This is a genomic window from Deferrisoma camini S3R1 (assembly GCF_000526155.1).
Classification (GTDB): Bacteria; Desulfobacterota; Deferrisomatia; order Deferrisomatales; family Deferrisomataceae; genus Deferrisoma; species Deferrisoma camini.
Genome location: NZ_JAFN01000001.1, coordinates 3420288 through 3445258 on the forward strand (window position 1 = coordinate 3420288; position 24971 = coordinate 3445258).

General features: G+C 67.8%; 21 protein-coding genes and 1 pseudogene. 10 read left to right on the plus strand and 12 right to left on the minus strand.

The features are described from left to right. Window positions 1-229 precede the first annotated feature (229 nt). A complete protein-coding gene (locus DEFCA_RS0115095) occupies window positions 230-1321 on the minus strand; it encodes a glycosyltransferase (RefSeq protein WP_025323845.1) in 1092 nt (363 codons plus the stop codon). Between the two features lie 35 nt (window positions 1322-1356). Between DEFCA_RS0115095 and DEFCA_RS0115100 the strand changes: the two genes are divergently transcribed. Next, window positions 1357-1992: a DNA-J related domain-containing protein gene (locus DEFCA_RS0115100; protein ID WP_025323846.1), complete on the plus strand. Its 636-nt coding sequence runs from the start codon at window positions 1357-1359 to the stop codon at window positions 1990-1992. 4 nt (window positions 1993-1996) lie between these two features. Here the strand turns inward: DEFCA_RS0115100 and DEFCA_RS0115105 are convergent, their stop codons facing one another. Next, window positions 1997-2767: a 4Fe-4S binding protein gene (locus tag DEFCA_RS0115105; RefSeq protein ID WP_025323847.1), complete on the minus strand. Its 771-nt coding sequence runs from the start codon at window positions 2765-2767 to the stop codon at window positions 1997-1999. Window positions 2768-2975: 208 nt separating this feature from the next. On the opposite strand from DEFCA_RS0115105, the gene DEFCA_RS0115110 reads away from it, so the two are divergent. Continuing rightward, window positions 2976-3284, plus strand: coding sequence for a type II toxin-antitoxin system Phd/YefM family antitoxin (locus DEFCA_RS0115110; protein ID WP_025323848.1), 309 nt, complete (start codon window positions 2976-2978; stop codon window positions 3282-3284). A 562-nt stretch (window positions 3285-3846) separates the two neighbouring features. On the opposite strand, the gene DEFCA_RS0115115 is transcribed toward DEFCA_RS0115110, so the two are convergent. Both DEFCA_RS0115115 and DEFCA_RS0115120 read right to left on the minus strand, forming a co-directional pair. Next, window positions 3847-5184 (minus strand): ATP-binding protein, encoded by a 1338-nt coding sequence (locus tag DEFCA_RS0115115; RefSeq protein WP_025323849.1) that lies wholly within the window; start codon window positions 5182-5184, stop codon window positions 3847-3849. A gap of 378 nt (window positions 5185-5562) precedes the next feature. Continuing rightward, entirely contained in the window at window positions 5563-5799 is a 237-nt protein-coding gene (locus DEFCA_RS0115120; protein WP_025323850.1) for a DUF6364 family protein, read from the minus strand. 226 nt (window positions 5800-6025) lie between these two features. Here DEFCA_RS0115120 and DEFCA_RS20935 point away from each other — a divergent pair, with 226 nt between their 5' ends. Together DEFCA_RS20935 and DEFCA_RS0115130 are read left to right on the plus strand one after the other, a co-directional pair. After that, window positions 6026-6835, plus strand: a complete 810-nt coding sequence (locus DEFCA_RS20935) for a hypothetical protein (RefSeq protein ID WP_025323851.1) — start codon at window positions 6026-6028, stop codon at window positions 6833-6835. A gap of 364 nt (window positions 6836-7199) precedes the next feature. Beyond that, a complete protein-coding gene (locus DEFCA_RS0115130; RefSeq protein ID WP_169709604.1) occupies window positions 7200-9110 on the plus strand; it encodes a tetratricopeptide repeat protein in 1911 nt (636 codons plus the stop codon). A gap of 8 nt (window positions 9111-9118) precedes the next feature. On the opposite strand, the gene DEFCA_RS21685 is transcribed toward DEFCA_RS0115130, so the two are convergent. From DEFCA_RS21685 to DEFCA_RS24360, 5 genes are all read right to left on the minus strand, one after another. Further along, on the minus strand, window positions 9119-10324 hold the full coding sequence (locus DEFCA_RS21685; protein WP_025323853.1) for a bifunctional glycosyltransferase family 2/GtrA family protein: 1206 nt from the start codon (window positions 10322-10324) through the stop codon (window positions 9119-9121). A 98-nt stretch (window positions 10325-10422) separates the two neighbouring features. Then, complete coding sequence (locus DEFCA_RS0115140; protein ID WP_025323854.1) at window positions 10423-12621, minus strand: tetratricopeptide repeat protein; 2199 nt, start codon at window positions 12619-12621, stop codon at window positions 10423-10425. Next, window positions 12615-13010, minus strand: a complete 396-nt coding sequence (locus tag DEFCA_RS0115145) for a type IV pilin protein (protein ID WP_025323855.1) — start codon at window positions 13008-13010, stop codon at window positions 12615-12617. Before DEFCA_RS0115145 ends, DEFCA_RS0115140 begins: the two co-directional genes overlap by 7 nt. 5 nt (window positions 13011-13015) lie before the next feature. Further along, on the minus strand, window positions 13016-13435 hold the full coding sequence (locus DEFCA_RS24355) for a type IV pilin protein (protein WP_025323856.1): 420 nt from the start codon (window positions 13433-13435) through the stop codon (window positions 13016-13018). A 67-nt stretch (window positions 13436-13502) separates the two neighbouring features. Next, complete coding sequence (locus DEFCA_RS24360; RefSeq protein ID WP_025323857.1) at window positions 13503-13913, minus strand: prepilin-type N-terminal cleavage/methylation domain-containing protein; 411 nt, start codon at window positions 13911-13913, stop codon at window positions 13503-13505. A 963-nt stretch (window positions 13914-14876) separates the two neighbouring features. Between DEFCA_RS24360 and DEFCA_RS24715 the strand changes: the two are divergent. From DEFCA_RS24715 to mce, 6 genes and pseudogenes are all read left to right on the plus strand, one after another. After that, window positions 14877-15062, plus strand: a pseudogene (locus tag DEFCA_RS24715) (type II toxin-antitoxin system ParD family antitoxin); the annotation flags it as partial. A gap of 40 nt (window positions 15063-15102) precedes the next feature. Next, a complete protein-coding gene (locus tag DEFCA_RS24720; RefSeq protein WP_407919191.1) occupies window positions 15103-15315 on the plus strand; it encodes a type II toxin-antitoxin system RelE/ParE family toxin in 213 nt (70 codons plus the stop codon). 205 nt (window positions 15316-15520) lie between these two features. Next, a complete protein-coding gene (locus tag DEFCA_RS0115165; RefSeq protein ID WP_084319282.1) occupies window positions 15521-17935 on the plus strand; it encodes a peptidase U32 family protein in 2415 nt (804 codons plus the stop codon). 126 nt (window positions 17936-18061) lie between these two features. Next, window positions 18062-19723 carry an acyl-CoA mutase large subunit family protein gene (locus DEFCA_RS0115170; protein WP_025323860.1) on the plus strand — a complete coding sequence of 554 codons (1662 nt, stop codon included), beginning with the start codon at window positions 18062-18064 and terminating at the stop codon, window positions 19721-19723. A 40-nt stretch (window positions 19724-19763) separates the two neighbouring features. After that, window positions 19764-20162 carry a cobalamin B12-binding domain-containing protein gene (locus DEFCA_RS0115175; protein WP_025323861.1) on the plus strand — a complete coding sequence of 133 codons (399 nt, stop codon included), beginning with the start codon at window positions 19764-19766 and terminating at the stop codon, window positions 20160-20162. Window positions 20163-20181: 19 nt separating this feature from the next. Then, the gene (gene mce / locus DEFCA_RS0115180) at window positions 20182-20589 is read left to right on the plus strand and encodes a methylmalonyl-CoA epimerase (protein ID WP_025323862.1); all 408 of its coding nucleotides are present in this window, start codon (window positions 20182-20184) and stop codon (window positions 20587-20589) included. 121 nt (window positions 20590-20710) lie between these two features. Here mce and DEFCA_RS0115185 read toward each other — a convergent pair whose 3' ends face one another. From DEFCA_RS0115185 to DEFCA_RS0115195, 3 genes are read right to left on the minus strand one after another with little or no spacing between them, the layout of a single operon-like run. Beyond that, window positions 20711-22084, minus strand: a complete 1374-nt coding sequence (locus DEFCA_RS0115185; protein ID WP_025323863.1) for a sigma-54-dependent transcriptional regulator — start codon at window positions 22082-22084, stop codon at window positions 20711-20713. Continuing rightward, a complete protein-coding gene (locus DEFCA_RS0115190) occupies window positions 22081-23661 on the minus strand; it encodes a sensor histidine kinase (protein ID WP_025323864.1) in 1581 nt (526 codons plus the stop codon). Before DEFCA_RS0115190 ends, DEFCA_RS0115185 begins: the two co-directional genes overlap by 4 nt. A gap of 27 nt (window positions 23662-23688) precedes the next feature. Beyond that, window positions 23689-24903 (minus strand): type II secretion system F family protein, encoded by a 1215-nt coding sequence (locus DEFCA_RS0115195; protein ID WP_025323865.1) that lies wholly within the window; start codon window positions 24901-24903, stop codon window positions 23689-23691. Between the last annotated feature and the right edge of the window lie 68 nt (window positions 24904-24971).

Sequence of the window (24971 nt, forward strand, 5' to 3'; positions counted from 1 at the left end):
GGCACCCGTGGTGAAAACTGCGTGGGAGAAACAACGCCCGGAGGGAGGAACCGCATCCGGTACTGCTTCTGCCCAGCGCGCCCAATCGTTCGCGGCGCAAGGGGCGCCAACAGAAAAACGGAGGGGCCGGGGCCTCTCCGTTTCGATCCGCTCTCTGTGCGGGCCAGGACGGGCTGAGGCGGGTCCCTGACCGTTTGTGCGGTCACAGTACCCGAGGATTCAAACGCTGTCAACGACTCAGGGGCCATTTTTTTGCCGTCGTCCGACGCAGAGCGGCTGCCGCCCAGAGCCCGTAGAAGGCGGCGGCGGTGAGCATCGCCGCCCCCACCACGCCGGGCCCGCTCTCCACCCATCGGGAGCCCCACCGCTCGAACCGGTCGGTCCAAGGGGTGGGCCCGTCGCCCGGCGGGATGCCTCGGCGCCGGTTCCGGCGGCAGTCCCAGGCAAAGGCGAGCTGCCATGCGTTGCGGGCCACGAACCCGCCGGTCTCCATCCACCGTCGGAGCAGGCCGAGGAACCCGCCCCGGCTGCCGTGGGCTTGCAGGAGCCGCAGGAACGGCACCAGATCCAGGTGGTCCGCCCGGGCTTGCTCCCGGTACAGGGCCGGGGCCTCGGCGAGGAACTCGTGCCAGCCCAGGTCGTGGGCGGCCAGGATCAGGGCGTTCAGAGCCTGGCGGGGCCCCATCCCCTCGACCTCGAACCGGCGGGCCGAGGTGACCACCGTGCCGGGCAGCAGGGTCCACACCCCGGTTTGGAACACCCGCCGGGCCAGGTCCTCGTCCTCCAGGAACGGAAGGGTTTCGTCGAACCCGCCGAGAGAGTCGAGGAACGATCGGGAGATCCAGATCCCCTGGTCTCCGTGGACGGTGCCGGGCCGGTTGGTGCGGGTCTTTGCCTCGTAGAAGTAGAACGCGGCGTCCCGTCCGGGGCTCGCCCGACGGAACCGGAGCCCGAAGTGGCCGGCCACCCGGTCGTGCCCCAGCCGCTCCCGTTCGCTGGCCATGTGCCGGGCCGCCCGGACCAGGAGCCCGGGGTGGGGGAGCCGGGTGTCGGCGTGGAGGAACAGGAGGTCCGGCCCCCATGCCGCCCGGGCGCCGGCGTTCAGCTGGCGGCCCCGGCCCGGCGCCGACCGGACCACCCGACACGGGAACGGCAGGGCGAGCCTGCCGGGCACCTCTGGCGTGCCGTCCCCGCTGCCGCCGTCGACCACCACGACCTCGAACTCCGTCCCCTGTTGCCGGGCCAGGTCCCGCAGCAGGCCGGGCAGGGTGGTGGCCTCGTTGCGGGTGGGAATCACCACCGAGAGGAGGGGGCCGCTCATGGAGAGGGGGGCGGTTTGGGGCGGGGGCGTCCGGGATGGTACCCTCGGCTGCCATGGACCGCGCGTTTCTCCGTTCCCTGGATCCCGAGCTGCGGCGCCTGTACGCCGTGCTGCGCCGACACCCGGCAGGGCTTCGGGAGTACGAGCTCCTGGAGCGGCTGCGGGGCGACGGGCCCCTGCGGGGGCTCGGTGAGCTCGAGCTGTTTCGGGTGCACTTTTTGTTGTTTCACCACCTGTACCGCCTCCGGCAGGCCCTGGAGCGCAACGGCCGGGGCAGCCTCGAGATCCACGTGCTCCGAATCCGGCTCCTTCCTTTGCAAGGGCCGGCCCCGAACCCGCGGCGCCTTCCCGCCGCCCCCGACCCCCTGGCCGCCTACTACCTGGACCTGGGCCACCTGGTCCGCACCCGGGCCGACGACGTGCGCGAGATGCTGCGGTGGTTCTGGCGCCGGTTCCGGATCCACATGCGTAGGGAGGACGCCCTCAGGGTCCTGGGCCTGGGGCCCGGGGCTTCTGGTGGCGAGATTCGCCGTCGCTTTCGGTTGTTGGCGCGGCAGCACCATCCGGACCTCGGAGGCGATCCCGAGCGGTTCCGCGAGGTGGTCGCGGCCATGGAGGTGCTGCGGGCGTGGGAGGAGCCGACTCCGGCCTCCCGGGAAGACCGGCGATAGATTCTCAGGCGCGGCCCCGGCACGCGGGGCACACGGCCATGCACCGGAAGCAGAAGTACTGGAACCCGATCGACCCGGCCTGGTACAGACGCCAGAAGTGGGGATCGCGAACCATGGCCTTGCGGTCCTTCGGATCTGCGGCCCCGTACCGGCCCCAGAACGAGATGGCCGCGCCGATGCCGTAGGGCTGGGAGTTTCGGATGCAGGCCATGAGATCGGTCCTGCCCTCCTGGGCGAGGGCATTTCCCGGACACGCCTCCACGCACCGATTGCACCCGGTGCACAGGGTGTCGTCCACTGGCCGATCCCCCGGCAGGGCCAGGTCGGTGAGCACGGCCGTGAACACCACCCGGGTGCCCATCCGGGGGTGGATCACCAGGTTGTGACGGCCGAAGGCCCCCAGCCCGGCGGCCACCGCGGCGTGGCGGAGCGACACGTCCCCCACCGCCCCCTTGGTCTCTGCGCTCATCTCCAGGGGGTACGACGGCGGCACCGTGACGGCCCGGGCTCCGCAGGCCGACTCCAGGTGTCGGGCCAGCCGGTAGTTGCACGACCGGGCGAACTCCATCACCTCCAGCCGACCGGCCATGGCGATCTGAGGGTTGGGGCTCTCGCAGCTCGACAGCTCCCGGTATGCCAACACCACCAGGGTCTGGGCCCCGGGAAGGATCGAGTCCAGGCCGGGAGATCGGGGGCTCCGATAGGCTCCGGCCGCCGCAAATCCCACGTCGTCCGCGCCCAGTTCCCGGGCAAACGCCCGAATCGTCTCGCGCATGTCGGTTCCTTCGGGGAGAGTTGGGGAGGATAGGGACATTCATAGCACCGAGCCGAAGCAGGAGCAAAGGACGCGAAGTCACACCAATTTGCGATCCAGATGGGCTGATAGAGGGGCGATCTGGGGGAGCCGTGGCCGGGGTGCCTGACAAGGGGGTAAGACGAGGGTATCCACCCATTAATGGATCGATGGGTCAAAGGAGGCGTGCATGGAACGGGTGATCGGTGCCACCGAGGCCAGGGTGCATTTCGGCAAGTGGATGCGGCACGTGCGGGCGCACGGCGGGGTCGTGATCGTTCAACGGGCGGGTCAAACGGAGGCGGTTCTCCTGTCCGCTGAAACGTACGAACGCCTCGCCGGGAGAGCACAAAGGGCATCTCCGACCCCGCTGGAGCGGGCTGCTGCCCTTCGCGCCCAAATCCTTGCCCGCCGGGGTGGGGCATTGGTGCCGCCCCCCGAGGAGGTGATGCGGAGCATCCGGGAGGAGAGGGATCGTGATCTCGCCCCTGTGCGTTGATGCCAGTGTGGTGGTGCGTCTGTTGGTACCTTCTGCGGGCAGCGAGACTGTGCACCACAGGTGGCAAGAGTGGGAAGAGCAGGGGCGGATCTTGGTGGCCCCCCTCGCTTCTCTGGTACGAGGTCACGAACGCGCTATACCGATACGAACTGGCGGGGTGGCTTTCGCCTGAGGAGACCCAGCAGGCGCTGGACATGGCACTGGCATTGGGCGTTCGCGTGGTGGAGGATGGGGCCCCGCACTCCGAAGCCGCCCTGCTGGCGAGATTTGGGACTCTCTGGGACCTATGATGCTCACTACCTGGCGGTGGCCCGACGCTCGGGGGCCGAGTTCTGGACCGCCGACCAGCGACTCGTGCGGCAGGTGGCCGGGCGCCTGAACTTCGTCCGGTTGGCGACGGAGTAGAGGCCAACCCTGATGAGCCTGCAAGGAACTTCTCGGGGATGCGGGGCATAGCGTCTGTCCGGGGGGCTTGTTGCGGGTGCCGGCGGGCTGGGCTCGTGCGGGTTTCAACGCCCCATCTGACCGCGCGGCGGCCCCCCGCAAGGGGGCCACCGCGGGCCTACGGGCCGAACGGCCCGGGGGATGCGACCGCTCCCTCCGGGGGCCACAGGAACCAGCGCCACGCGGGGATCACCGGAAGGGCTTTGCCCCCCAAATCCAGCAGGTCCTCTTCGTACAGCGTTATGACGGCGGCCTGGGAGAGCCCCGTTTCGGCCATCGCCTCGTCCAGGGCGCGGAGCTCCCGCCTGCGAGTTGCCTCCCCCCGGAGGTCGGCGCAGACCTGAATCAGCCACCTGGACCCCTGCGGCGAGGTGGCGAGGAAGTCCACCTCGCGTCCCGAGCGGGTCCGGTGGTATCCGAGGTCCCAGCCCCGCCGGCGGAGCCAGAGAAACACGGCGGTCTCGAGCAACCGCCCCCATTCGGGGGTCACGGCCGGGCTCATGCAGTACGCCAGACCGGGGTCCACCGGGTACATCTTGGGGGGGTTGACCTGCCGGCGCCTCAGCGAGCGGTCGGCCAGGGGCAGTCGGAACAGCAGGTATGCGTCCTCCAGGGCTTCGATCATCTGGTGGACCAGGGGGCGGCCTGCGGTGAGCCCCTGCGACTTGAGGTCGTTGTGCAGCTTGTTTACGGAAAACATGCCGCCGGGCGCGTGTAGGATCTGCCTCACCACATACCGGAGGGCGGGCACGTTGGTGATGCCGTGGCGTTCCGCCACGTCGCGGAGCACCACCACGTCCACGTAATCCTGCAGGATGCGCTGCCGAATCCACGGGTCCACACCCTGCACCTCCGGGAACCCCCCTTGGGTCAGAAACTCGCCGAGTCGCGCTTCCAGAAAGGACCGGGTCGTGCCGGCCGGGGAATGCTCCGGCCTTACGAACCCGCGGTGGGCCAGGAACTCGCCGAAGTCGAACGGGAACATCTCCGTCGCGATCGAACGGCCCCGCATCGCGGTGGCGACCTCGCGGGCGAGCAGGGCGGCGGACGAACCGGTCAGGCACACGTGGACCCGTTCGGTGTCGAGCACCCGTCGCACGAACCGCTCCCAGCCCGGCACGTTCTGGACCTCGTCGAGCAGGATCGTGGCCCCGGCCTCCCGGGCTTCGGGCACGCGGCGGTAGTACACCTGGAGCAGGAGGTCCAGGTGCTCGGCCGTCACGCCGGCGAGGCGGTCGTCCTCGAAGTTCATGTAGAGGTGATGTTCCTTGGGAACGCCGGCGGCCACACGGTCCTGGACCACCCGGTACAGAAACCAGGTCTTGCCGGACCGCCGCATGCCCACCACGGCGTCGGCCTTCCCGGGCAGCCACGGGAGCCGCACGTTTCGGGGCGTCGGTTGGGGGAGTTCCCGTTCGTGGAACTCCGCCACCAGGCGTTCGAGAAGGGGTTCCATGGCGCCTCTCTGGATATTGTCTTCGTGGAAGACAAATCTACCATTGGTTTTGTCTTCTAGAAAGACAAAATACCCGGACCCGCGCCTCGCCGCGGTTTCGGAGCCGGGAGGTTTGTTCAGGCACGGGAACCACGGAGGGCACAGAGGACACGGAGACCGGATCGCTTGGTGGGTGGTCGAACGGCCAGATGGGGCTTGCTGAGCGATTCGAGCGTCGTCCCCGCCCGGGGAGGCGCCCGTCTCCCGGGCCCTTCAAGGTTTCTAGAGGGTCCGACGGGCCTGGCCCATCCCATGTACCAGCGGGCCGAACGGGTCCATCGTGGGGGTGGCGGTTTTGAACGACATCGAGGACGACGTTCAGGTCGATGAGGGCGGAGGTCACCGGTGCTTGTCCAGCAGATGCGCCCGGTGCAGTTCCCGGGCGTCCACATGCTCCGGAACCAGTCCGGAAATGCGTTCCACCTCCGGGTGCACGGGACCCCACTGCCCGGTTCTCAGTCGGGAGAAATACCGGTCGATGAGGGCCGTCACGGTCATGCCGTGCTCCCGGGCATAGCGCTTTGCGAACTCGACCTCCTCACGCGGCAGTCGCACGGTGAGCTTTGTCGTTTCCATCGCGGTCTCCCAACTCGGGACTCGAACGTACGGCAAAAGTAGCACTCGGGTATTGCTTCCGCAATCGGTTTGGCGGGTCAGGAAAGGGTGGCGCCCGGTCGGATGCCCGCCCTTGATCTCCCTTGCCCATCCCGCGGGCAACCCTTATCCGTGACTCCGCCGCGCCGATAAGAAATCCTGGTCCTGGATGTGCACGGAACCACCGACCGCACGGAGGGTTTCCGCGATGACACCACTGGCGAAATCGAAGCTGCGGGCGTTCGGCGCCCACCTTTCGATCAGCGCCGCGGCCATGGCGGTGCTCCTGTGGCTGTTCGTCCGCCACTGGTTTCCCATGCCGTACTTCGTGGCGGACGGCGGCTGGCAGGGCCTGCGGCTCATCGTGGGCGTGGACCTGGTGCTGGGTCCCTTGCTCACCCTCATCGTGTACAACCCCCGCAAGAGCCGAAAAGCCCTCCTGTTCGACTACTCGGTGATCGCCACCCTGCAGGCCGTGGCCTTCGGGTGGGGCCTGTGGACCGTGGCCGCCCAGCGCACGGCCCTCGTGGTGTTCGCCGACGGCGCGTTCTACTCGGCGAGCGCCGATCTTCTGCCCCTGGCCGGCGACCAGGCCGAGAAGCTCCTGGAGGACGCGGACACCACCCCGGTCTACGCCGTGATCCGCATGCCCCCGGACGAGGCCGAGCGCCAGCGCATCCGGAAGACCGCCCTCCAAACCGGCCGGCCGGTGTTCCTGCGGGGCGACTTGATGGAGCGGCTGACGGACCAAAACATCGGTATCATCCGGGAATATCCTCTCACCCTGCATGCGTGGCGCGAGAGGGCTCCTGAATGGGCGGAGAAGGCGAAAGCCTGGGTGCGGGAGAGGGGGGCGGACCCGAAGAACGTTCTTCTCGTCCCGCTTGTTTGCAGTTACCTTCGCCTGGCGGTTGTTCTTGACCTGGATGCCTCGGTTCCTCTCGGCTTTCTCCCAGAAGGGCCCCCGGTACAAACGAAGGTGAAGGTTCGCTCGGGAGTGGACACGGCGTTCCAGTGACCGGGGCTGGAGCACGAACTCGCCGGGGGCACGCGCGTCGCCCGAGGGACCACTGCAGATCGTTCTGGGCGCCCCGCGCTTCCGTGGCCATCCCATTCCAAGTTGGGTTCAAACCAAGCTCCATCCGGGCGCCGGGGGCCAGGGGCAAGGGCCCATTCTTTGCCGGGATGGGACTGCCCCAACTGGCATTGTGACGTCAACCTTTCGAATCGCCCGGTGTGGCCCCGCATGCCGGGTGGTGTGGGAGGGGACGGCAGAGACGATGCCAGCTTCGGAGGGGCGCTTGCGGGGCCGGGCCGGACGCCGGGCACCCCGATCGAGGCTGCGGACGTTGGCGGCACAATGTAATCCTGTGGAGGTGAGCGTGCTAGGGAACCGCCGTTTCGTTTGCGTGGTTTTGCTGTTCGCCTTCGTAGGATGCGCGCTGCTTCTTTTCGGCAGGGTGGCTGGGTTTGCGTTTCTCGGCATGGATGACAGCCATTATCTCTCGGACAATCCGAGGGTTCTCAGCGGGCTGAGTTGGGCCAGCGTGTGCTGGGCGCTCACGAATACTGAGGTGATGTATTGGCACCCGGTCACGTGGTTGTCCTTCATGGCGGAGGTGGATCTGTTCGGTCTCAATCCCGCAAGTGCGCACCTGATCAACGCGGTGTTGCACGGGTTGAACACCTTTCTCGTGTACCGAATCTGGAGAAGCCTCGGGGTCGGGGGTACCGGGGCCGTCGCGGGTGCGGTGCTTTTCCTGGTGCACCCCCTACAGGTGGAGAGCGTGGCGTGGGTGGCCGAGCGAAAAACCCTGTTGTGCGCTTTCTTCGCCTTTCTCGCCGTTTCGGCGCATGTAGATCTGCGGGCTTCTCGTTCCCCCGTGGCGCGTTTTGGGATGGTTGCGGTGTTGTTCGTCCTGGCGATGGGCGCGAAGCCCGCCGCCGGGCCTCTGCCTCTGGTCCTGCTGGCGCTCGACCTGTGGGTCATCGGCTGGGGAAGGCCAAAGACGAGAGTCAAGTGGCGTGCGGCGGAGACGGCATTGATGCTGGGGATTGGCGCCGCATTGTCGGCAGTGACGCTGGCTGGCATGGAGGCGACTGGAATGCGGTTGGGGGCCGACTTCGTACCGTGGGGACAACGCCTTTTGGAGTCCTTCGCCGCCTGGGGCGCATGGCTGGGTAGGGTGCTGGTTCCCGCCGCGCTGAACTACTGGTACCCGCCTCCGAGGCATCTCTGGGGTGCGGCAGTGGCCGGGGCGGGAGTGCTCGCGTGCCTGGTGTTGACGGCATGGGGGCTCCGGCGTCGGTTCCCCCACGCGGCGGCGGGGATTGCATGGTACGTCCTTATGCTTGTTCCCGGGCTTGGTTTGGAGCGGGGAGGAACGTGGCCTTTTGCCGCCGATCGTTTCCAGTATCTGGCTTTGGCCGGCCTTTTCCCGGCGATCGTGGTGGGGGGCGGGCGGTTCTTGTCGGACCGGCGACTCAAAGGGGTGGCATGGGGCGGGGCCGTGGCCCTGCTCATGGCGATGACGTGGGCGCAGACCTGGTACTGGGGCCGGCCGGGGCGCTTTTTTGAGCGGGCGGCTCGGTTGTACCCGGAGGACGCCCTGGCGCTGAACGCGGCTGGCTTGGCGGCGGCGAGAGAGGGATTGTTGAAAACCGCCGTTTTGTACTTCGGGAGGGCTCTGGAAATCGATCCGTGTCTTACAGCGCCCCGACGAAACCTGGCCGTCGCGTGGTCCGCCGTGGGGAGGTTCGACGCCGCGTTAGCCCATGCCCAGGCCCTGGAAGCCTGTGGCCGCGACCCGGCAGGGGCGCTGCTGACGAAAGCGCGGGTGCTCGCGAAACAGGGGCGGTATACGGAGGCCAGGGAAGCGTGCGCTAGGGTGCTCCAGGACGATCCCCGGCACGGGGAAGGCAATTTCCTTATGGGGCACATTCTATTGGCAGAGCGAGCCCCTGCGGAGGCCGAGGCGTTCTTGCGCAAAGCCCTGAGGGGGGACGATGTGCCCGTCGCCGCGGTGCTCAGAGACCTGGGTGCCGCGCTGCTTCTCCAGAACCGGAACGAAGAGGCGCTGGAGGTGCTGCAGCAGACGGGTGGTCACCCATCGTCGGACCCGGAGACCGAGGCAAATCTGGGGCTTGCCCTGCTTCGGCTCGGCAGATGTGAAGAGGCAAGGGAGGCTCTCCTCCGCGCGCTCGCCATGGATCCTGAGCTTTCAGCCGCTCGGGCCAACTTGCGGCTGCTCGATGACCCGGCGGGCTGCGGGAGAGAGTCGCCGGCCCGGTGAGGTGGGGTTCACCGCTCGTGGGCCGCTTGGAGTTCCCGTTGCCCGGAACCAGGCAAGTCGTTTCCTGTCGCAAGCCCGGACCCCGCGGTTGACACGGTCGGGCGGTTCGCAGCCGTTTTCTCCGGGAACACGACGTACTTGCGGGCGAGGAAGTTGTAGACCAACCCCGCCGCCGCGGCGAGGCTCTTCGCCGCGACCGCCCCGATGCCGATGGCGGCGAGTCCGCGAGTCACGGCCAAATCGAACACGGCTCCCCCGGCCACCACGCCGAGATATACCAGAACTTCCATCGCCGAGCTCCACCTGGCCTTGTGGCGGAACAGGAAAGCGATGCACAGCAGGTAGTTCACAGCGGCTGCGAGGAAGAATGCGGTCAACACCGCCGGGGCCAGATCCAGTCCGGCCGCGTTCAGCCCGGCGAACGTGACCACGTTGATCAAGGCGGAAAACCCGCCGATGAAGAGGTAGATCAGAAACTGCATCGGCAGCGGCAGGTGGGGGGCGTTGTACTTGAAAATGCAGTAGAGCGCGCGCACCCCGTCTTTCCAGCCGATCTTTTTCCCCTCCTCGTACGTTCGGCCGTGGTACGAGATGCCCATCTCGTAGATCCGGGCGCCCATCTGGGCGAGTTTGGCCGTGATCTCGGGCTCGAACCCGAAGCGGTTCTCCTCGATCTCGATCGATTGGATGATCTCCCGACGGAACACCTTGTAGCAGGTTTCCATGTCGGTAAGGTTGAGGTCCGTGAACATGTTGGACACGAATGTGAGGAAGGCATTCCCCGTCGAATGCCAGAAGTAGAGCACGCGGTGCGGCCGGCCGCTCAGGAATCGCGAGCCGTACACCACGTCGGCCACGCCCGACAACAGGGGCTCTAGCAGATCCGCGAGTTCCAGGGGGTTGTATTCTAGATCCGCGTCCTGGACCGCGACGAACCGGCCCGTCACGTGCCGGAAGCCGGTGCGCAGGGCGGCTCCTTTGCCTTGGTTGCGCTTGTGGCGAAGCACGCGGATCTGCGGATACTTGCGAGCCAGTGCTTCCGCCACCTTAAGGCTCCCGTCGGTCGACGCGTCGTCCACGATGATGATCTCGAGGTCGACGCCGTGTTGGTGCTCGAGCTCCAGCACTTTCTTCACGCACGTCGCGAGCGTGGCTTCCTCGTTGTAGCAGGGGATCACGATCGAAAGTAGGGGTTCACGGGATTCCGAGTGCATGGTTCCGCTCCTTGCGGTCGCCGGACGCCCCCATGTGGTTGCCCGGCGGGTGCAATTCGGCTCGTGGTCCCACTTATCGGCGGGAGGGGCGGGCGGCTTTACTGTGACTCCACAACCCTCCCATCGCCGTTGGGCCGCGCCTCCCCTAGGAGCCCCTGCACGATCTGGATGTGCTTCTCCATCCGGTGAGCCCACGCCTTGTCCTCGGACGGCACCTTGAGCCGGGCCATGCGGTAGTACCAGAGGGCCTCGCCGGGGCGCTCCACGAGAAACGCAGCCGAGCCTAGGTAGTAGAGTTCCTCGTGCGTCGTACGGCTGTCGAAGGGGCGCACGGCAGCCTTGAACATCTCATACGCGCGTTCGGCATTTTCTTTCTGGGCGTAGATCAAGCCCATGGCGTACTGCGCCGCCCGGGCGACCGGCCCGGCCGAGTGCTGTATCGCCTCTCCGTAGGCATCCAGGGCGTCGTCGAGGCGCCCCAGGGCGCGCAATGCGTCCCCCTTGAGCTTGTACCCCCGTGGTGAGGCAGGGAACCAACGGACGATGCGCTCCGCGTGCTCCAACGCTTTTTCCGGCTGGTCAGCCTTCAGCGCCAGCATGGCGGCGAGCTGGTTCGCGAGCCCATGGGCGGGATACACTGAAAGAAGGCGCCGGAGTTCTTCGGCGAGCCGCGTTGTGTCCTGCCCGGCACCGCCGAGCAGTTCTTCCAGGGTCTTTCCGGCGAGCGTGTAAGGGTCGAGTTGGTGGATCTCGAAGCGCTCCACCAGTGGGGCGTCTCGGTCGCGCCTGGCGTACAGCGCCGCCGTGTCGTCGAAAAATACGAGGGCATACTCGTCGGTGCGCTTGGCGAGGGGCGGCGGAACTTCGCCCGTGCTGAGCGGCACAGCCACGAAGTCCGGAGCGTATCTTCTGACGGTCTGAGAGAAGATGTTCTCGTCCGAGAACATGTTGGTCGCCACGAACATGTCCTCGTCCCAGAAGAGAAACGGAATCTCCATGTCCATGAAGATTTTGAACCGGTCTCCCAGCGCCCACTGGTAATACCCCCCGTTGTTCGGCGCGTTCAGCACCCGCCCTCCCTCTGCCTGCGTGTTCAGGAATTCGCACACCCCCACGGGGAGGTTTTTGGGGGAAAACGGCCAGGCATCGCGGTTCCGAACATTGTCGACGCCGAACCACCAAAGGTTCGCGAGGACCAGGGATGCCAACAGCACCCTCGCGGTCACGGATCGGCTGACCCACGATACGATTCGCGGGACTCCGTGGGGCCCGAGGGACAGGGGCATCGTGAGAATCGCGAACTCGTAGGCGAACCGGATGGAACGCGGAAGCAGGGCGCAGGCCCCGGCCAGGAGAAGGCCGTGGGCCAGGCGAAGTCGTCGCTTCCGAACCTGGGCCAAAACTCCGGTCAGGGCCCCGACGGCCAGAGCCCCCCAGGCGGCGTTTCCCTGGAGCCGGATGCCCCGCAGGCCTCCGGTGAGGAGGTCGAGAAAGTCCGTGGGCCGGAGTTCCGAGATGTACTGTCGGGCAAAGCTCGTGTCAGTGAACGGCACCGGCAGTAAACGCCACCCGTAGGGCGTGGCCAACGGCGCGAGCAAAGCGAGGGCGAGAGTGGCCAAGCTAACGCCGGACAGGGCCGGGCTGCCACGGGTGCGGAGCAAGAGGTCCTCGGCCAGGTACGCGCCGAGAATGAGCAGCAGGACTGGGTACGTCACGCCGTGTATGTTGCACCACGCCACGGCGAGCAGCGGGAGGAGCGGGAGCCAGGTGCGGCGCCTCTCGAGAATCCAAATAGTCAGAATGGCGAAAAGATACGAAAACGTGTGGGGCCGCACCAGAGAATAGCGGCTGCTGAAAAAAAGCAGAACGCAAAGCGTGGCGAACGACGGCCCGAGCAACCCGCCCCGACCGGACGCTGTCGCGAACCGTGCGGCCAGGAATACCACGCCGGCGAACAGAACCGCACGGAGAACGACCAGTCCGGGGTAGCCGGCGGCGGAATGGATCAGGTACACGAGCGTTTGAAAACCCCAGTAGTAATCCACCCAGGGCCGAGGGGGATCTACAAAGCTGAAAAAACTGTCTTGGGGAAGGGACACGTGCTCGAAAATGTAGCGGCCGCCATTCAGATGGTACCAAAGATCGGTGTCGCCAGCCGTGATGGGAAGGCAAAGGAAAACGACGAACGCGAGAAGGGCTGTCAACAGGGCGGGCAGTGCGGAAGCGCGGCGGTGGTTCCGCGGGGCGACCTCGCTTGACGTTTCCGAAAGCGCGAGGGGAGAGCTTTCGATCACCACGGCCCCGTCTTGTTGTTCTTCTCGTCGATCGTAAACGTTCCCGATGGGGCGCCGGATTTGGGGGTAGCGGTGGCCTTGAATGATGTCGCGATGTCGCCGGTGGAGCCGGCTTCGACCTTGTAGTCGTAGTAGAGGTCGGCTGCGTCGCCGGGTTCGAACCCGGGCAGATTTGCAATCAGGGTCACCGTGTCGCTTCCGGTTACATAGGTTTTGTGGTCAGCGTAGTATTGCTCTTCCAGCAACCGAATCGTTTCGAGGTTCGCCTTGGCCTCCGACCGTTTGGCGTTGGACACGTACCCCCGATACATGGGTACGGCCACGGCCGCGAGAATCCCCAAGATGGCCACCACGATCATGAGTTCGACGAGGGTGAAACCCCGCGCTTTCATCGTTGCTACTCCAGGATGATCGTTATCGTATTCCCGGACATTGGTGAACCGGACTTGTCGTATGCCGTGATCTGATAGGTCGGCGGCGAGGCGCTGGTGTCCTTCGTGATCACCACCGTGCCCGGCTTGGTGCCCGAAGTGGCGAAGGCCGGCGACGTGCCATCGTAGACGCTTCGTTTTCCTCCGCTGTTGAGTGCGGCCACGAGATCGTCGGGCGTGTCCAGAAATGTCGTCTCCCCGGCGTTCCGCTTGCTGATCTCGTTCCGCACTAGCCCTACGGCGGTGATGAAATTGTTGTGGAGCACGTTTTCTTTCGCTCTGGCAATGTAGCGTAAGTATTGCGGTGTGGCCACGGCGGCGAGAATCCCGAGAATGGCCACGACGATCAAGAGTTCGATCAGCGTAAAGCCGCTCCGCCGGTCCATGGCGAGATCCTTGTTGTCTCCCGAAGATAGAGGCCGGGCCCGGTTCGGGCCCGGCCTCTATTAAGTATCACTCGGGCACGATCGTCGTGCTTGTTGCGGTCCCGTTCCAGTTGCCGTACACGACGGCGTTGGTCGGGCCGCTGTACAGCGTGTTGAGTTCCGTGTTGCTGATGGCCACCTGTCCCTGCGCGGGGTCGGTGCCCTCTTTGAACGCAGGCTGCGACGCGTTGAAGGGGTTCTTCTTATCGCCGGCGTTCAGAGTCGTAACCACGTCGCTATCCGCCGTCTCGCCGGCCGCGGCCTTCGCGAACTCGCTCTTTACCAGGCTCACGGCCGTGTCGTAGTTCGCCTTGGCCGTGTTCTCCTTCGATCGCGCGATGTAGTTCAGGTACTGCGGGATCGCCACGGCGGCCAGGATGCCGAGGATGGCCACGACGATCATGAGCTCGATCAGGGTGAAGCCCTTGCGGTCCTTCATCTTGGTGCGGATTCTGCGGATCATGATTTGTCCTCCTGCGTTGTGGGTTGGGTTTCTGATGGTGCCGGGTCTGCGTTCGCCGGGAGCCGAAGGCCCCCGCTTGGGGTGCTACGTTTCGGGCGGTGTCATCCTCGGGTCCCTACCTCCTTCCCCCCATCCGTGGGTTCGTGTTCTCCAGAAAGCCTTCGGGCTACTCATCGTCCGCTGCCTTCGCCCGCTTGAGTAGCAACGCCCGTGCCACGGCCGTTTTTTCGCGATGCGCGACAGGTTGTCCATGTCTAGTGGGTCGACTTGGTTTGGTATACCATATGTTGGGGTCACCCGGGCGTGCCGGAAGAGCGCGGCGGCCTCGGTGACGAGGCTCGTCAGGTCGGGGTGACGAAAATTGTCACCCGCGGCCTTGCGTGGAAGCCTGGGATGGGCGGTGGTAAGGTGGGCTCGGCGGGAAGCAGGTACCCCGTAGGAGCCACCTCCCGGTGGCGAACCGGCCCGCAGGGCCGTGAAGGCCGCCCGGGCTTGCGCCCGGAGCCGTCTGCGGGAGCAGACTCTTATGGGGGGCAAGGGGGGTGAGGCGATGGGGCACGAGAGAAAGAGGCGGTATGGAGCGAGAGTACAGCATGGAAGAAAGGACCCGCTGACATGCGGCTGCGCAGGAACGGGCCGAGCGGCGGAGGCGTGCCCGGGAGACTCGGCGGCAGGAGGCGCTTGCGCTCGCCCGGCGGGCGGCAGGGATGCTTCGGGCCGAGTTCGGGGAGTTGGCACGAGTCAAGGCCAGGGTTCAGACGGGCGGGGTGGGATGCGGCAATAGCCTTGGGACTCCACCGCGCTGGGAAACCAGGTGGTGTTCACGTAGCGGCGTGGCGAGCGTGGCGTGAGAATGATTTTGGGGGTTCACGCGACGCTCGCAAAGCCCGCAACGTTCTTGGGGGTGGAAGTTCGGATCCCAAGTTGAGGAGGTGGGCCATGTTGCAGGTGCGTTTGCCCCCGGCCGTGGAACGTTGGGTCCGGGAGAAGGTGGCCGAAGGTCTCTACCTGAACGAGTCGGAGGTCGTGAGCGAGGCTCTGCGTGTCCTGCGGGAGCGCGAAACGGTTCGGCATGCGATGCTCGAGGAGCTCCGGCACGAGGTGAAGCTCGGACTCGAGGACCTGGACACGGGCCGGGTGAGCGAGGTGGACGACGAGTTTTTCGATCGGATCCGACGGCGGGCGCGGGAACGAAAGGCAAAACGGGTTCGAGCAGATTTCCGAATTCCCCTCCATGGGGCGTCAGCGACCAGAGCTTGGGCCCGCGGTCCGCAGTTTCCCGGTTGGGCGGTATGTCGTGTTTTACCGGCTGACAGGGGACACGGTGGAGATTGTGCGAGTGATCAGCGCCTATCGTGATCCAAGTGTCGGTCTGTAGCGCAGTGTGACCGCCGACCTTACAGAATGGATGGAATCCGGGAGGCCGAGGGATAACCCGGAAAAGCGAGAGCGGCTCCGCTCCTTTCGTTCTGGGAAGTCTGAAGGGTTCAACGTAGCGGTCGTTGCGGGCGTGGAGTGAGATTGCCTTTGGGTGTTTGTGACAACAACCCTACGTGGCGCTGTTGCGCCGTGGCGTGAGACGAATGAAGAAACCTGAGTTGGTGGCCCCGGCCGGGACGGAGGAGGCCTTCTGGGCCGCCGTCGAGGCCGGGGCCGATGCCGTGTACCTGGGGCTCAAGGAGTGGAGCGCCCGGGGCCGGGCCCGGAACTTCGGGCTCGACGACCTGGCGCGCCTGGTGCCCGCGGCCCACGCCCAGGGCCGGCGGGTGTACGTGACCCTGAACACCCTGGTGGATCCCCTCGACATGCCCCGGGTGGCGGCCGCCGTGTGGGAGCTGGCGTGCCTGGGGGTGGATGCCCTGGTCCTCCAGGACCTCGGGCTGGCCCGGGTGTGCCGTGAGATCTTCCCCGAGGTCCGGCTGCACGCGTCCACCCAGATGTCGGTGCACAACGCGGCCGGGGTCCGAACCCTGGAGGCCCTGGGCTTCGCCCGGGTGGTGCTCGGTCGGGAGTGCACGATCCCCGAGATCGGGGCGATCCGCCGGGAGACGCGGGCCTCCCTGGAGGTGTTCGTGCACGGGGCCCTTTGCTACTCGGTGTCGGGCCAGTGCATGGCCTCGGCCCTGCTCCTGGGCCGGAGCGCCAACCGGGGCTGGTGCGGCCAGCCCTGCCGCTGGGGCTATCGCAGACCTGCAGGGGAGTCGAGCCCGGAGGGGCCCGACGCCGACCGCACTGGGCCCCGGCGCCGTCCCCGGGGAAACGCCGGACCGGCGACCGGCGACCGGCGACCGGCGATCGGAAGGGAGCACCACCCCCTGTCCACCTCGGATCTGTGCCTGGTCGGACGGGTGTGGGATCTGGCCCGGGCCAGGGCCGACGCCCTGAAGATCGAGGGCCGGCTCAAGGCCGCGGAGTACGTGCACACGGTGGTGCGGGCCTACCGCAAGGTGCTTGACGCCCCCGAGGCCGACCGCGAGGCGGCCGTGGGCGCGGCCCGGGAGCTCCTGGCCACGGTGGCCTCGCGGCCGGCGTCCGAGGGCTACGCCGTCCACCCGCGGCCGCGGGAGGTGCTGCGCCGGGGCGGCGCGCCGGCCCTGGGGGCCCGGGTCGGCCGGGTGGTCCGGTGGAAGAAGGGGAATCTGGTGCTGTTCGCCGAGACCGAGCTGCGCCGCGGCGACCGGATCCGGATCCCCACCGGCGCCACCGGCCAGGCGGTGGATCTGACCCTGCGGAAGTTCCGCAAGCGAAAGGTCCCCGGCGGGTTTCGGTACGAGCTGGAGTGCCCCCAGGCCGTGGAACGGGGCGACCGGGTTCTACGAACCCGAACCGCGGCAGGCGAGGAGCTGGAGCAGCGCCTGGTCCGGGAGGCCCGGACCCACCGGAGCCCCGCGGGCGCGGCCCTGGACCTCGCCGTGTCGTTCGGGCCGGGCGAACTCCGGGTGCGGGCGGCGTGCGGGCCGGCCCGGACCGAGGCCGCGTACCCGGTGGAGTTTTTCGAGGCCGAGCGGCACCCGCTGGACTATCACACCCTTCGAACCCGGTTCGGCCGGCTGGGGGGCACCGGCTACCACCTGGCCTCGTTCCGGGTGGAGGGTGAGATCCCGCCCGTGGTCGTGCCGCCGTCGCGCCTGAACGAGATCCGGCGGGATATCGTGGCCCGGATGGACCGGGCCCGGGCGGCCGAGGGAGAGGTGCGGGTGGGGAGGCTGGCGCCCCCCGCGGGGCGCCGCCCGGCCGGTGCCCCCGACCGGCCGCGCCTGTGGGTGCGGGCCGAGACGGTGCGGGCCCTGCGGGCCGGTCTGACCGAGGGGCCCCACCGGATCGTGGCCCTGATGACCACCGAGACGCTTAGGGCCCGGGAGCGGCTGGCCCGGGAGGCGGGGGGGATGGACAGGGTGGTGTGGGAGCTGCCGGTGTGGATCGCCCAGGCCGACCTCCCCCTCTACCGGGAGCGGCTCGAGGGACTCGCGGCCGAGGGGTTCCGGGAGGTGTGCGTCACGAACCCGGCCCACTTCGCGCTGGCCGAGGGCCTGGGGTTCGTGCTCCACGCCGGCCGGGAGACAAACGCGACGAATCCGTGGGCGGCGGCCGCGCTCGCGGACCTGGGGTGCCGGAGCTTCGTGGTGAGCCCCGAGGCCGATCCCGAGGCGGTGGCCCGGATGGGGGCCGAGGGCTGGCCGGCCCGGCCGGTGGGCTACGCCTGGGGCCGGATCCCGCTGTTCGTGACCCGGCTCGACCCGGGCGTTGTCTGGCCGCCCGACGAGGCCCGCGTGGCCCAGGACGGCACCGAGCTGGTGTGGTCGGTGGTGCCCCGGGCCCTGGTGCGGGAACCGGCCGCCCGGGTGTATCGGCAGGTGCCGTTCTCCTGGCTCGACCGGGTTCCGATGTGGCGACGCACCGGGATCCAAGACCTGCTGGTGGACCTGCAGGGCCCCACACATCCGGGGGAGCTGGCGTCGGTGCTGCGGGAGCTGCGTCGGGCATGGGCGGGCGGCTGACACCTTTTAGCCTGCCTAAAGATCTTTAGTGTTGCTGAAAAGGGGGGATCCTGATACCCTGCCGGGCCAGCCCGCCGGGACGGCCGGCGGCCTGTGGTTTCGGACTGAGATTGGAGGGAGGGTCCCATGGACAAAGATGCGATCCGCCAGCGCGTGGAGGCCTGGGAGAAGGGGCCGGTGGCCAAGACCCTGAACCGCTTCCCCGAGCGCCGGGAGCGGTTCGAGACCACCTCGGGCATCGAGGTGAAGCGGGTGTTCACCCCCCTCGACGTGGACCTGGACGCCTACCTGGAAAACGTGGGGCTGCCGGGAGAGTATCCCTTCACCCGGGGCGTGCAGCCCACCATGTACCGGGGCCGGTTCTGGACCATGCGGCAGTACGCCGGGTTCGGCACGGCCGAGCAGACCAACGAGCGCTACCACTATCTGTTGAAGCAGGGCCAGACGGGCCTGAGCGTGGCGTTCGACCTGCCCACCCAGATCGGGTACGACTCGGACCACGAGCTGGCCGAGGGCGAGGTGGGCAAGGTGGGGGTGGCGATCGACAGCCTCAAGGACATGGAGATCCTGTTCGACGGGATCCCCCTGGACCAAGTCTCCACCTCGATGACCATCAACGCCCCGGCCGGGATTCTGCTGGCCATGTACATCGCCGTGGCCGAGAAGCAGGGCGTGGCGAGCGACAAGCTGCGGGGCACCATCCAGAACGACATCCTCAAGGAGTACGTGGCACGGGGCACCTACATCTTCCCGCCCGAGCCGAGCCTCAAGATCATCACCGACATCATCTCGTTCTGCAAGGAGCGGGTGCCCGCCTGGAACACCATGTCCATCTCGGGCTACCACATCCGGGAGGCCGGGAGCACGGCGGTGCAGGAGGTGGCCTTCACCCTGGCCAACGCCATCGCCTATGTGCAGGCGGCCGTGGACAAGGGCCTGGACGTGGACGAGTTCGCGGGCCGGCTGTCGTTCTTCTTCAACGCCCACAACAACCTGCTGGAAGAGGTGGCCAAGTTCCGGGCGGCCCGGCGCCTGTGGGCCCGGATCATGAAGGAGCGGTTTGGCGCCAAGAACCCCCGGAGCATGATGCTGCGGTTTCACACCCAGACCGCGGGGTGCACGCTCACCGCCCAGCAGCCCGACAACAACGTGGTGCGGGTGACCCTGCAGGCCCTGGCGGCGGTGCTCGGGGGGACCCAGAGCCTCCACACCAACTCCCGGGACGAGGCCCTGTGCCTGCCCACCGAGGACTCGGTGCGCATCGCGCTGCGGACCCAGCAGATCATCGCCCACGAGTCGGGCGTGGCCGACTCGGCCGATCCGCTGGCCGGCTCGTACCTGGTCGAGGCCATGACCGACCAGATCGAGCGCCGGGCCCAGGAGTACATCGACAAGATCGACGACCTGGGCGGGGTGATCAAGGCGATCGAGGCCGGCTACATCCAGAAGGAGATCGGAGACGCGGCCTACGCTTACCAGAAGGCCGTGGAGACGGGCGAGCAGATCGTGGTGGGCGTGAACAAGTTCCAGATCGACGAGGATCTGCCCAAGAACATCCTGCGGGTGGACCCGGAGGTCGAGGCCTACCAGCGCGAGAAGACGGCCCGGGTGCGGGCCGAGCGGGACGCGGCCGCCGCGGACCGGGCCCTCGGGGCCCTGCGCCGGGCCGCGACCGAGGGGACCAACGTGATGCCGCCCATCCTCGACGCGGTCAAGGCCTACGCCACCCTGGGCGAGATCTGCGACGTGCTCCGGGGGGTGTACGGCGAGTACACCGAGGCTTCCTGATCGAGATTCCCCTTTGCTTCCTTCCCGGGAGGGTTATGGGATGGCTGAGAAGAAGATCCGCGTTCTGATCGGAAAACCCGGCCTCGACGGCCACGACCGGGGCGCCAAGGTGGTGGCCCGGGCCCTGCGGGACGCCGGCATGGAGGTGATCTACACCGGCATCCGCCAGACCCCCGAGAAGATCGTGGCGGCCTCGATCCAAGAGGACGTGGACGTGGTGGGGCTGTCGTGCCTGTCGGGGGCCCACATGGTGCTGTTCCCCCGGGTGGCCGAGCTGCTGCGCGAGAAGGGCAAGGACGACGTGCTGCTGTTCGGCGGCGGGATCATCCCGGTGGAGGACATCCCGGCCCTCAAGAAGGCCGGGTTCGCCGAGATCTTCCTGCCCGGCACCGATACCAACGACGTGGTGAGGTTCATCCGGGAGCGCCTGGCCGCGTAGTGCCCCACGGAGGATCAAAATGCCAAGTAAGATCAACCACATCGGGATCGCCGTACCCGACATCGAGGCAGCGGCCGAGTTCTACACCAAGCACCTGGGCCTGGAGCTCGGGGGCGTGGAGGAGGTCGCCGACCAGAAGGTGAAGGTGGCGTTCCTGCCCGTCGGCGAGGTGCGCATCGAGCTGGTGCAGCCCACCAGCCCGGAGTCGCCCGTGGCCAAGTTTCTGGAGAGGAACGGCCCCGGGTTCCACCACATCGCCTACCAGGTGGACGACGTGGCGGCCGAGGTGGAGCGGCTCAAGGCGGAAGGGGTGCGCATGGTGGACCAGACCCCGCGCTCGGGCGCCCACAACACCCGGATCGCCTTCGTGCACCCCAAGGCCTCGGGCGGGGTGCTGACCGAGCTGGTGCAGGAGATGGGGGAGTGAGCGGCTAGGAAGCTGGGAGGCTGGGAAGCTGAGACACGTGCGGCCACGGTGTGGCGCGGGTCTTCCGCGCGGCGCCGATGGTTCGGGCACGGGATGTCCGGCGCGCACGGCGCGCCCTATGCTATCTCATCCCCAGGCGCTCCAGCCGGTACCGGAACGACCGGAAGGTGATGCCCAGGAGCCTGGCGGCCTCGGTCTTGTTGCCGTGGGTGCGGCGGAGGGCCTCCTCCAGGTACCGCCGCTCCACGGCAGCGAGGAGTTCCTCCAGGTGGAAGCCTTCGTCCGGGAGGGACGGCAGGCCGTCGAGCCCTTCCGGCCGCGGAGCGCCGAGGGCGGGCGGCAGGCTCTCGACGCCGACGAACTCCCCCGTCTCCAGCGCGGCGGCCCGCTCCACCAGGTTCTCCAGCTCCCGCACGTTTCCGGGGAACGAGTAGGCCTCGAGGCGGTCCAGGGCCTCCCGGGTGAACCCCTTGAGCGGCCGGCCGAAGGCCTTGGCGTACTTCTGGAGGAAGTGCAGGGCCAGAAGGGGGATGTCGGCCCGGCGGTCCCGCAAGGGCGGGATCTCGAGGGCGACCACGTTGAGCCGGTAGTACAGGTCCTCCCGGAACCGCCCCTGCCGGACCGCCTCGGCCAGGTCCCGGTTGGTGGCCGACACGATCCGCACGTCCACCGGGATCTCCCGGTTCCCCCCCACCCGCTTGATCCGGCCCTCCTGTAGCGCCCGCAGCAGCTTGGGCTGGAGGTGCAGGGGCAGCTCCCCCACCTCGTCCAGGAACAGGGTGCCGCCGGTGGCCTCCTCGAACAGCCCGGGCTTGTCCGCCACGGCTCCGGTGAACGCGCCCTTCACGTGGCCGAACAGCTCGCTCTCGATGAGCCCCTCGGGGATGGCGGCGCAGTTCACGGCCACGAACGGGCCGGCGCGGCCCGACAGGGCGTGGAGCCTCCGGGCCACCAGCTCCTTGCCGGTGCCGCTCTCCCCCTGGACCAGCACCGTGACCCCGGTGGGGGCCACCCGCTCCAGCAGCCGAAACACCTCCTGCATCCTGGGGCTCCGGCCCAGGATCTCGCCCCCGGCCTCCACCGCCTCCAGCCGGCGGCGCAGCTCTCGGTTCTCCCGAACCAGAGCGGTCCGTTCCAGGGCCTTGGCCACGGTGAGCCGGATTTCGTCGGCCTTGAACGGCTTGGTCAGGTAGTCGTACGCCCCGGCCTTCATGGCCTCGACCGCGCTCTCGGCCGTTCCAAAGGCGGTGATCACCACCACCTGCGCGTCCGGGGCCCGGCGGCGGGCGGCGCAGAGCACGTCGAGCCCGGTGCCGTCGGGGAGCTTGAGGTCGGTGATCACCAGATCGTAGGGGGCGGTGGCCAGGGCGTGCTCGGCCCCGGCGCGGTCGGCCGCGGTGTCCACGGCGTACCCCTCGCGGCCGAGCAGGATCGCCAGGAACTCCCGCATGCTCTGCTCGTCGTCCACCACCAGGATCCGGGGCGTGTCGCTCATGTCGCCTCCTCGACCGGGGGAAACCGGAAGGTCAGCCGCACCCCCCGGCCCGGCCCGGTGTCCAGCTCGACCGCGGCGCCGTGGTTTTCGGCGATCCGGTGCACCGTGGCCAGGCCCAGGCCGGTCCCGCCCGGCTTGCCCGATTGGAACGGCTCGAACGCCCGGGCCGCGGTCTCGGGCGACATGCCCGGCCCGTCGTCCGAAACCCGCAGCCACGGGCCCTCCGGGGCTTCGCCGGCGTCCACCGTCACGACGACCCCTTCCGGGGCGGCCTCGACGCTGTTTCGGAACAGGTTCAGCAGAAGTTGCTCCATCTGGCTCCGGTCGGCCCGCAGCATCCACCCCTCGGGAACCCGATTTTCCAAGCGGAATCCCATGCTCCCCTCTCCCTGGGCGAAAAAGAATCCCACCTCCGCGACCAGGTCCCGGAGGCGCAACTCCTGGAGGGAGGAGCGGCTCGGTCTCGCATAGTGCAGAAAGTTGGTCACGAGGCGGTTGAGCCGTTGGGTCTCCCGGAGCACGATGTCGAACAGGGCCGCATCGTCCCCCTGGGGCGAGAGGGTCTGGCGGAGCACCTCCACCGAGCCGGCGAGGCTGCCCAGGGGGTTGCGGATCTCGTGGGCGAGCCCCGCGGCCAGCCGGCCCACCGCCGCGAGCCGGTCGGCCCTCCGAAGGGCCTCCTCCATTCGCTTCACCCGCGTCAGATCCTGGAAGATCAGGAGACTCCCGATCCTCCGGCCGGTGCGGTCGGTGAGGGGCGAGACCGAGTAGCCCAGGACCATCCCGCCTGCCAGGGCGACCTCGTTGCGGTCCCCGCCGCCCAGATCGAACACTCGGCTCAGGTCGGCTTCGGGTTCCAAGGGGACGCCGGCCCGGGCCAACAGGTGCTGGGCCGAGCGGTTGTGGAACAGCACCTGGCCCCGGAAGTCCACGGCGGCCAGTCCCGATCCGAGGCTCTCCAGGATCAGGTCCTTCAGGTGCTCCAGGTCCAGGACCTCGGCCTCGGCCACCTCGAGCCGTTCGCCGGTGCGGCGAAGCTCCTCCGCCAGATGCCCGGCCAGGAACGCGACCGCATAGAACCCCAACAGCCCCAGGGCCAGCTGGAACAGCAGGCTCCCCGCGTCCACGTCGGGCAGGGGGAAGGGGCTCAGGGGACGGATCCACCCGTAATACTGGAGGTCGACCAGCAGGCCGTAGGCCAGGCCCGATGCCGTGGCGGCCACGAGGGCACCCCTGCGCTGGAGCAGGAGGGCCGCCCCCACGATCACCAGGGGGTAGAGGGTGATGAACGGTGAGAACGCCCCCCCCGACAGGAACACCAGGCCCGTGGCGTACACCACGTCCCAGGCCGGTTGCATCCGGGCCCAGGTCGCCAGGCTCCGTCCGAGGCGCAGCGGCGCCAACGACAGAAGGGTGACCCCGAAAGCCACCCCCGTGAGGCCGAAGAACCACGAGAACGGGACCGGCGATCCGCCCTGGCGGGCCTGGAACGCTGCGGCCACCGCCAGCAGCACCCCCAGCACGGCGAACCGGCCCGCCAGGTAGCCCTGGTACCTACGGGACCCCGGCCCGGTCAAGGCTCCGCTCCTGGGCCGCCGGATGGCCTACCCCCCGCTCACCGCTCCGGCCATCTGGAACACCGGCAGGTACATGGCCACCACCAGGCCGCCGATGGTGCCGCCCAGGAACACCATGAGCAGGGGCTCGATCAGACTGGTGAGCGCGCTCACGGCCTCGTCCACCTCCGTGTCGTAGAAGTCCGCGATCTTGGAGAGCATCTGGTCCAGGGCGCCCGTGGCCTCGCCCACGGCGATCATCTGGACCACCATGGGCGGGAACACCTTGGTCTCCTTGAGAGGCTCGGCAATGGTGCGGCCCTCGCTGATGGACTCGCGGGTCTTCATGATGGCCTGCTCGATCACCGCGTTGCCGGCCGTGCGGGCCACCACGTCCAGGCCTTCGAGGATCGGGACGCCCGAGCTCACCAGGGTGCCCAGGGTGCGGGTGAACTTGGCCACGGCCACCTTGCGGATGAGGTCCCCGAACACCGGCAGCCTCAGGAACATCCGGTCGAAGGCCATCCGGCCCTTTTCGGTCTGGTAGATCCGCTTGCACACGAAGGCCAGCACGAACAGGGAGATCAGGATGAACAGGAAGTACTTCTTGGTGAACTCGGACAGGGCGATCACGAACAGGGTGGGGGCGGGCAGGTTTTTGCCCACGCCGGCGAACATCTGCTGGAACACCGGGATGACCCAGATCAGGATGATCGCCACCACCAGGATGGCCACCGAGACCACGGTGGCCGGGTACACCATGGCGCCCTTGACCTTCTTCCGGAGGTTCATGGCTTTCTCGATGTACCCGGCCAGGCGGTTCAGGATGGTGTCGAGGATGCCACCCACCTCGCCGGCGTTCACCAGGTTCACGTAGAGCCGGTCGAACACCTTGGGGTGCTTTCCCAGGGCGTCGGCGAACGTGGCCCCGCTCTCCACGTCCTCCTTGACCTTGAGAATGATCTCCTTGAAGGTGGGGTTCTCCTGCTGGCCGCCCAGGATCTCGAGGCACTGCACCAGGGGGAGCCCGGCGTCGATCATGGTGGCGAACTGCCGGGTGAACACCACGATGTCTTTGGTCTTCACCTTGGGCTTGAGGCCGGGGATCTTGATCTCCATCTGGCCCATGCTCTTCTTGACCTTGGTGGGCGTGATGCCCTGGGCGCGGAGCTGGGCCGTGACCACGGCCTCGTTGGGCGCCTCCATTGTGCCCTTCTGCACCTTTCCCCCCCGCGCTCGCCCTTCCCACTTGTAGATCGGCATGGGTACCTCGCTGTCAGACGACAGAGTTCAGGAGGCCGGAGGCACCGGCCCTCGAAACACGATCGAAG

Excerpts from the sequence above, each read along its gene's own strand:
- DEFCA_RS21685 (WP_025323853.1), bottom strand. The coding sequence starts at position 10,324 with ATGCACTCGGAATCCCGTGAACCCCTACTTTCGATCGTGATCCCCTGC.
- DEFCA_RS0115110 (WP_025323848.1), top strand. The coding sequence starts at position 2,976 with ATGGAACGGGTGATCGGTGCCACCGAGGCCAGGGTGCATTTCGGCAAG.
- DEFCA_RS0115165 (WP_084319282.1), top strand. The coding sequence starts at position 15,521 with ATGAAGAAACCTGAGTTGGTGGCCCCGGCCGGGACGGAGGAGGCCTTC.
- DEFCA_RS0115100 (WP_025323846.1), top strand. The coding sequence starts at position 1,357 with ATGGTACCCTCGGCTGCCATGGACCGCGCGTTTCTCCGTTCCCTGGAT.
- DEFCA_RS0115115 (WP_025323849.1), bottom strand. The coding sequence starts at position 5,184 with ATGGAACCCCTTCTCGAACGCCTGGTGGCGGAGTTCCACGAACGGGAA.
- DEFCA_RS0115120 (WP_025323850.1), bottom strand. The coding sequence starts at position 5,799 with ATGGAAACGACAAAGCTCACCGTGCGACTGCCGCGTGAGGAGGTCGAG.
- DEFCA_RS20935 (WP_025323851.1), top strand. The coding sequence starts at position 6,026 with ATGACACCACTGGCGAAATCGAAGCTGCGGGCGTTCGGCGCCCACCTT.
- DEFCA_RS24360 (WP_025323857.1), bottom strand. The coding sequence starts at position 13,913 with ATGAAGGACCGCAAGGGCTTCACCCTGATCGAGCTCATGATCGTCGTG.
- DEFCA_RS0115170 (WP_025323860.1), top strand. The coding sequence starts at position 18,062 with ATGGACAAAGATGCGATCCGCCAGCGCGTGGAGGCCTGGGAGAAGGGG.
- mce (WP_025323862.1), top strand. The coding sequence starts at position 20,182 with ATGCCAAGTAAGATCAACCACATCGGGATCGCCGTACCCGACATCGAG.
- DEFCA_RS0115105 (WP_025323847.1), bottom strand. The coding sequence starts at position 2,767 with ATGCGCGAGACGATTCGGGCGTTTGCCCGGGAACTGGGCGCGGACGAC.
- DEFCA_RS0115145 (WP_025323855.1), bottom strand. The coding sequence starts at position 13,010 with ATGAAAGCGCGGGGTTTCACCCTCGTCGAACTCATGATCGTGGTGGCC.
- DEFCA_RS0115185 (WP_025323863.1), bottom strand. The coding sequence starts at position 22,084 with ATGAGCGACACGCCCCGGATCCTGGTGGTGGACGACGAGCAGAGCATG.
- DEFCA_RS0115095 (WP_025323845.1), bottom strand. The coding sequence starts at position 1,321 with ATGAGCGGCCCCCTCCTCTCGGTGGTGATTCCCACCCGCAACGAGGCC.
- DEFCA_RS24355 (WP_025323856.1), bottom strand. The coding sequence starts at position 13,435 with ATGGACCGGCGGAGCGGCTTTACGCTGATCGAACTCTTGATCGTCGTG.
- DEFCA_RS0115195 (WP_025323865.1), bottom strand. The coding sequence starts at position 24,903 with ATGCCGATCTACAAGTGGGAAGGGCGAGCGCGGGGGGGAAAGGTGCAG.
- DEFCA_RS0115175 (WP_025323861.1), top strand. The coding sequence starts at position 19,764 with ATGGCTGAGAAGAAGATCCGCGTTCTGATCGGAAAACCCGGCCTCGAC.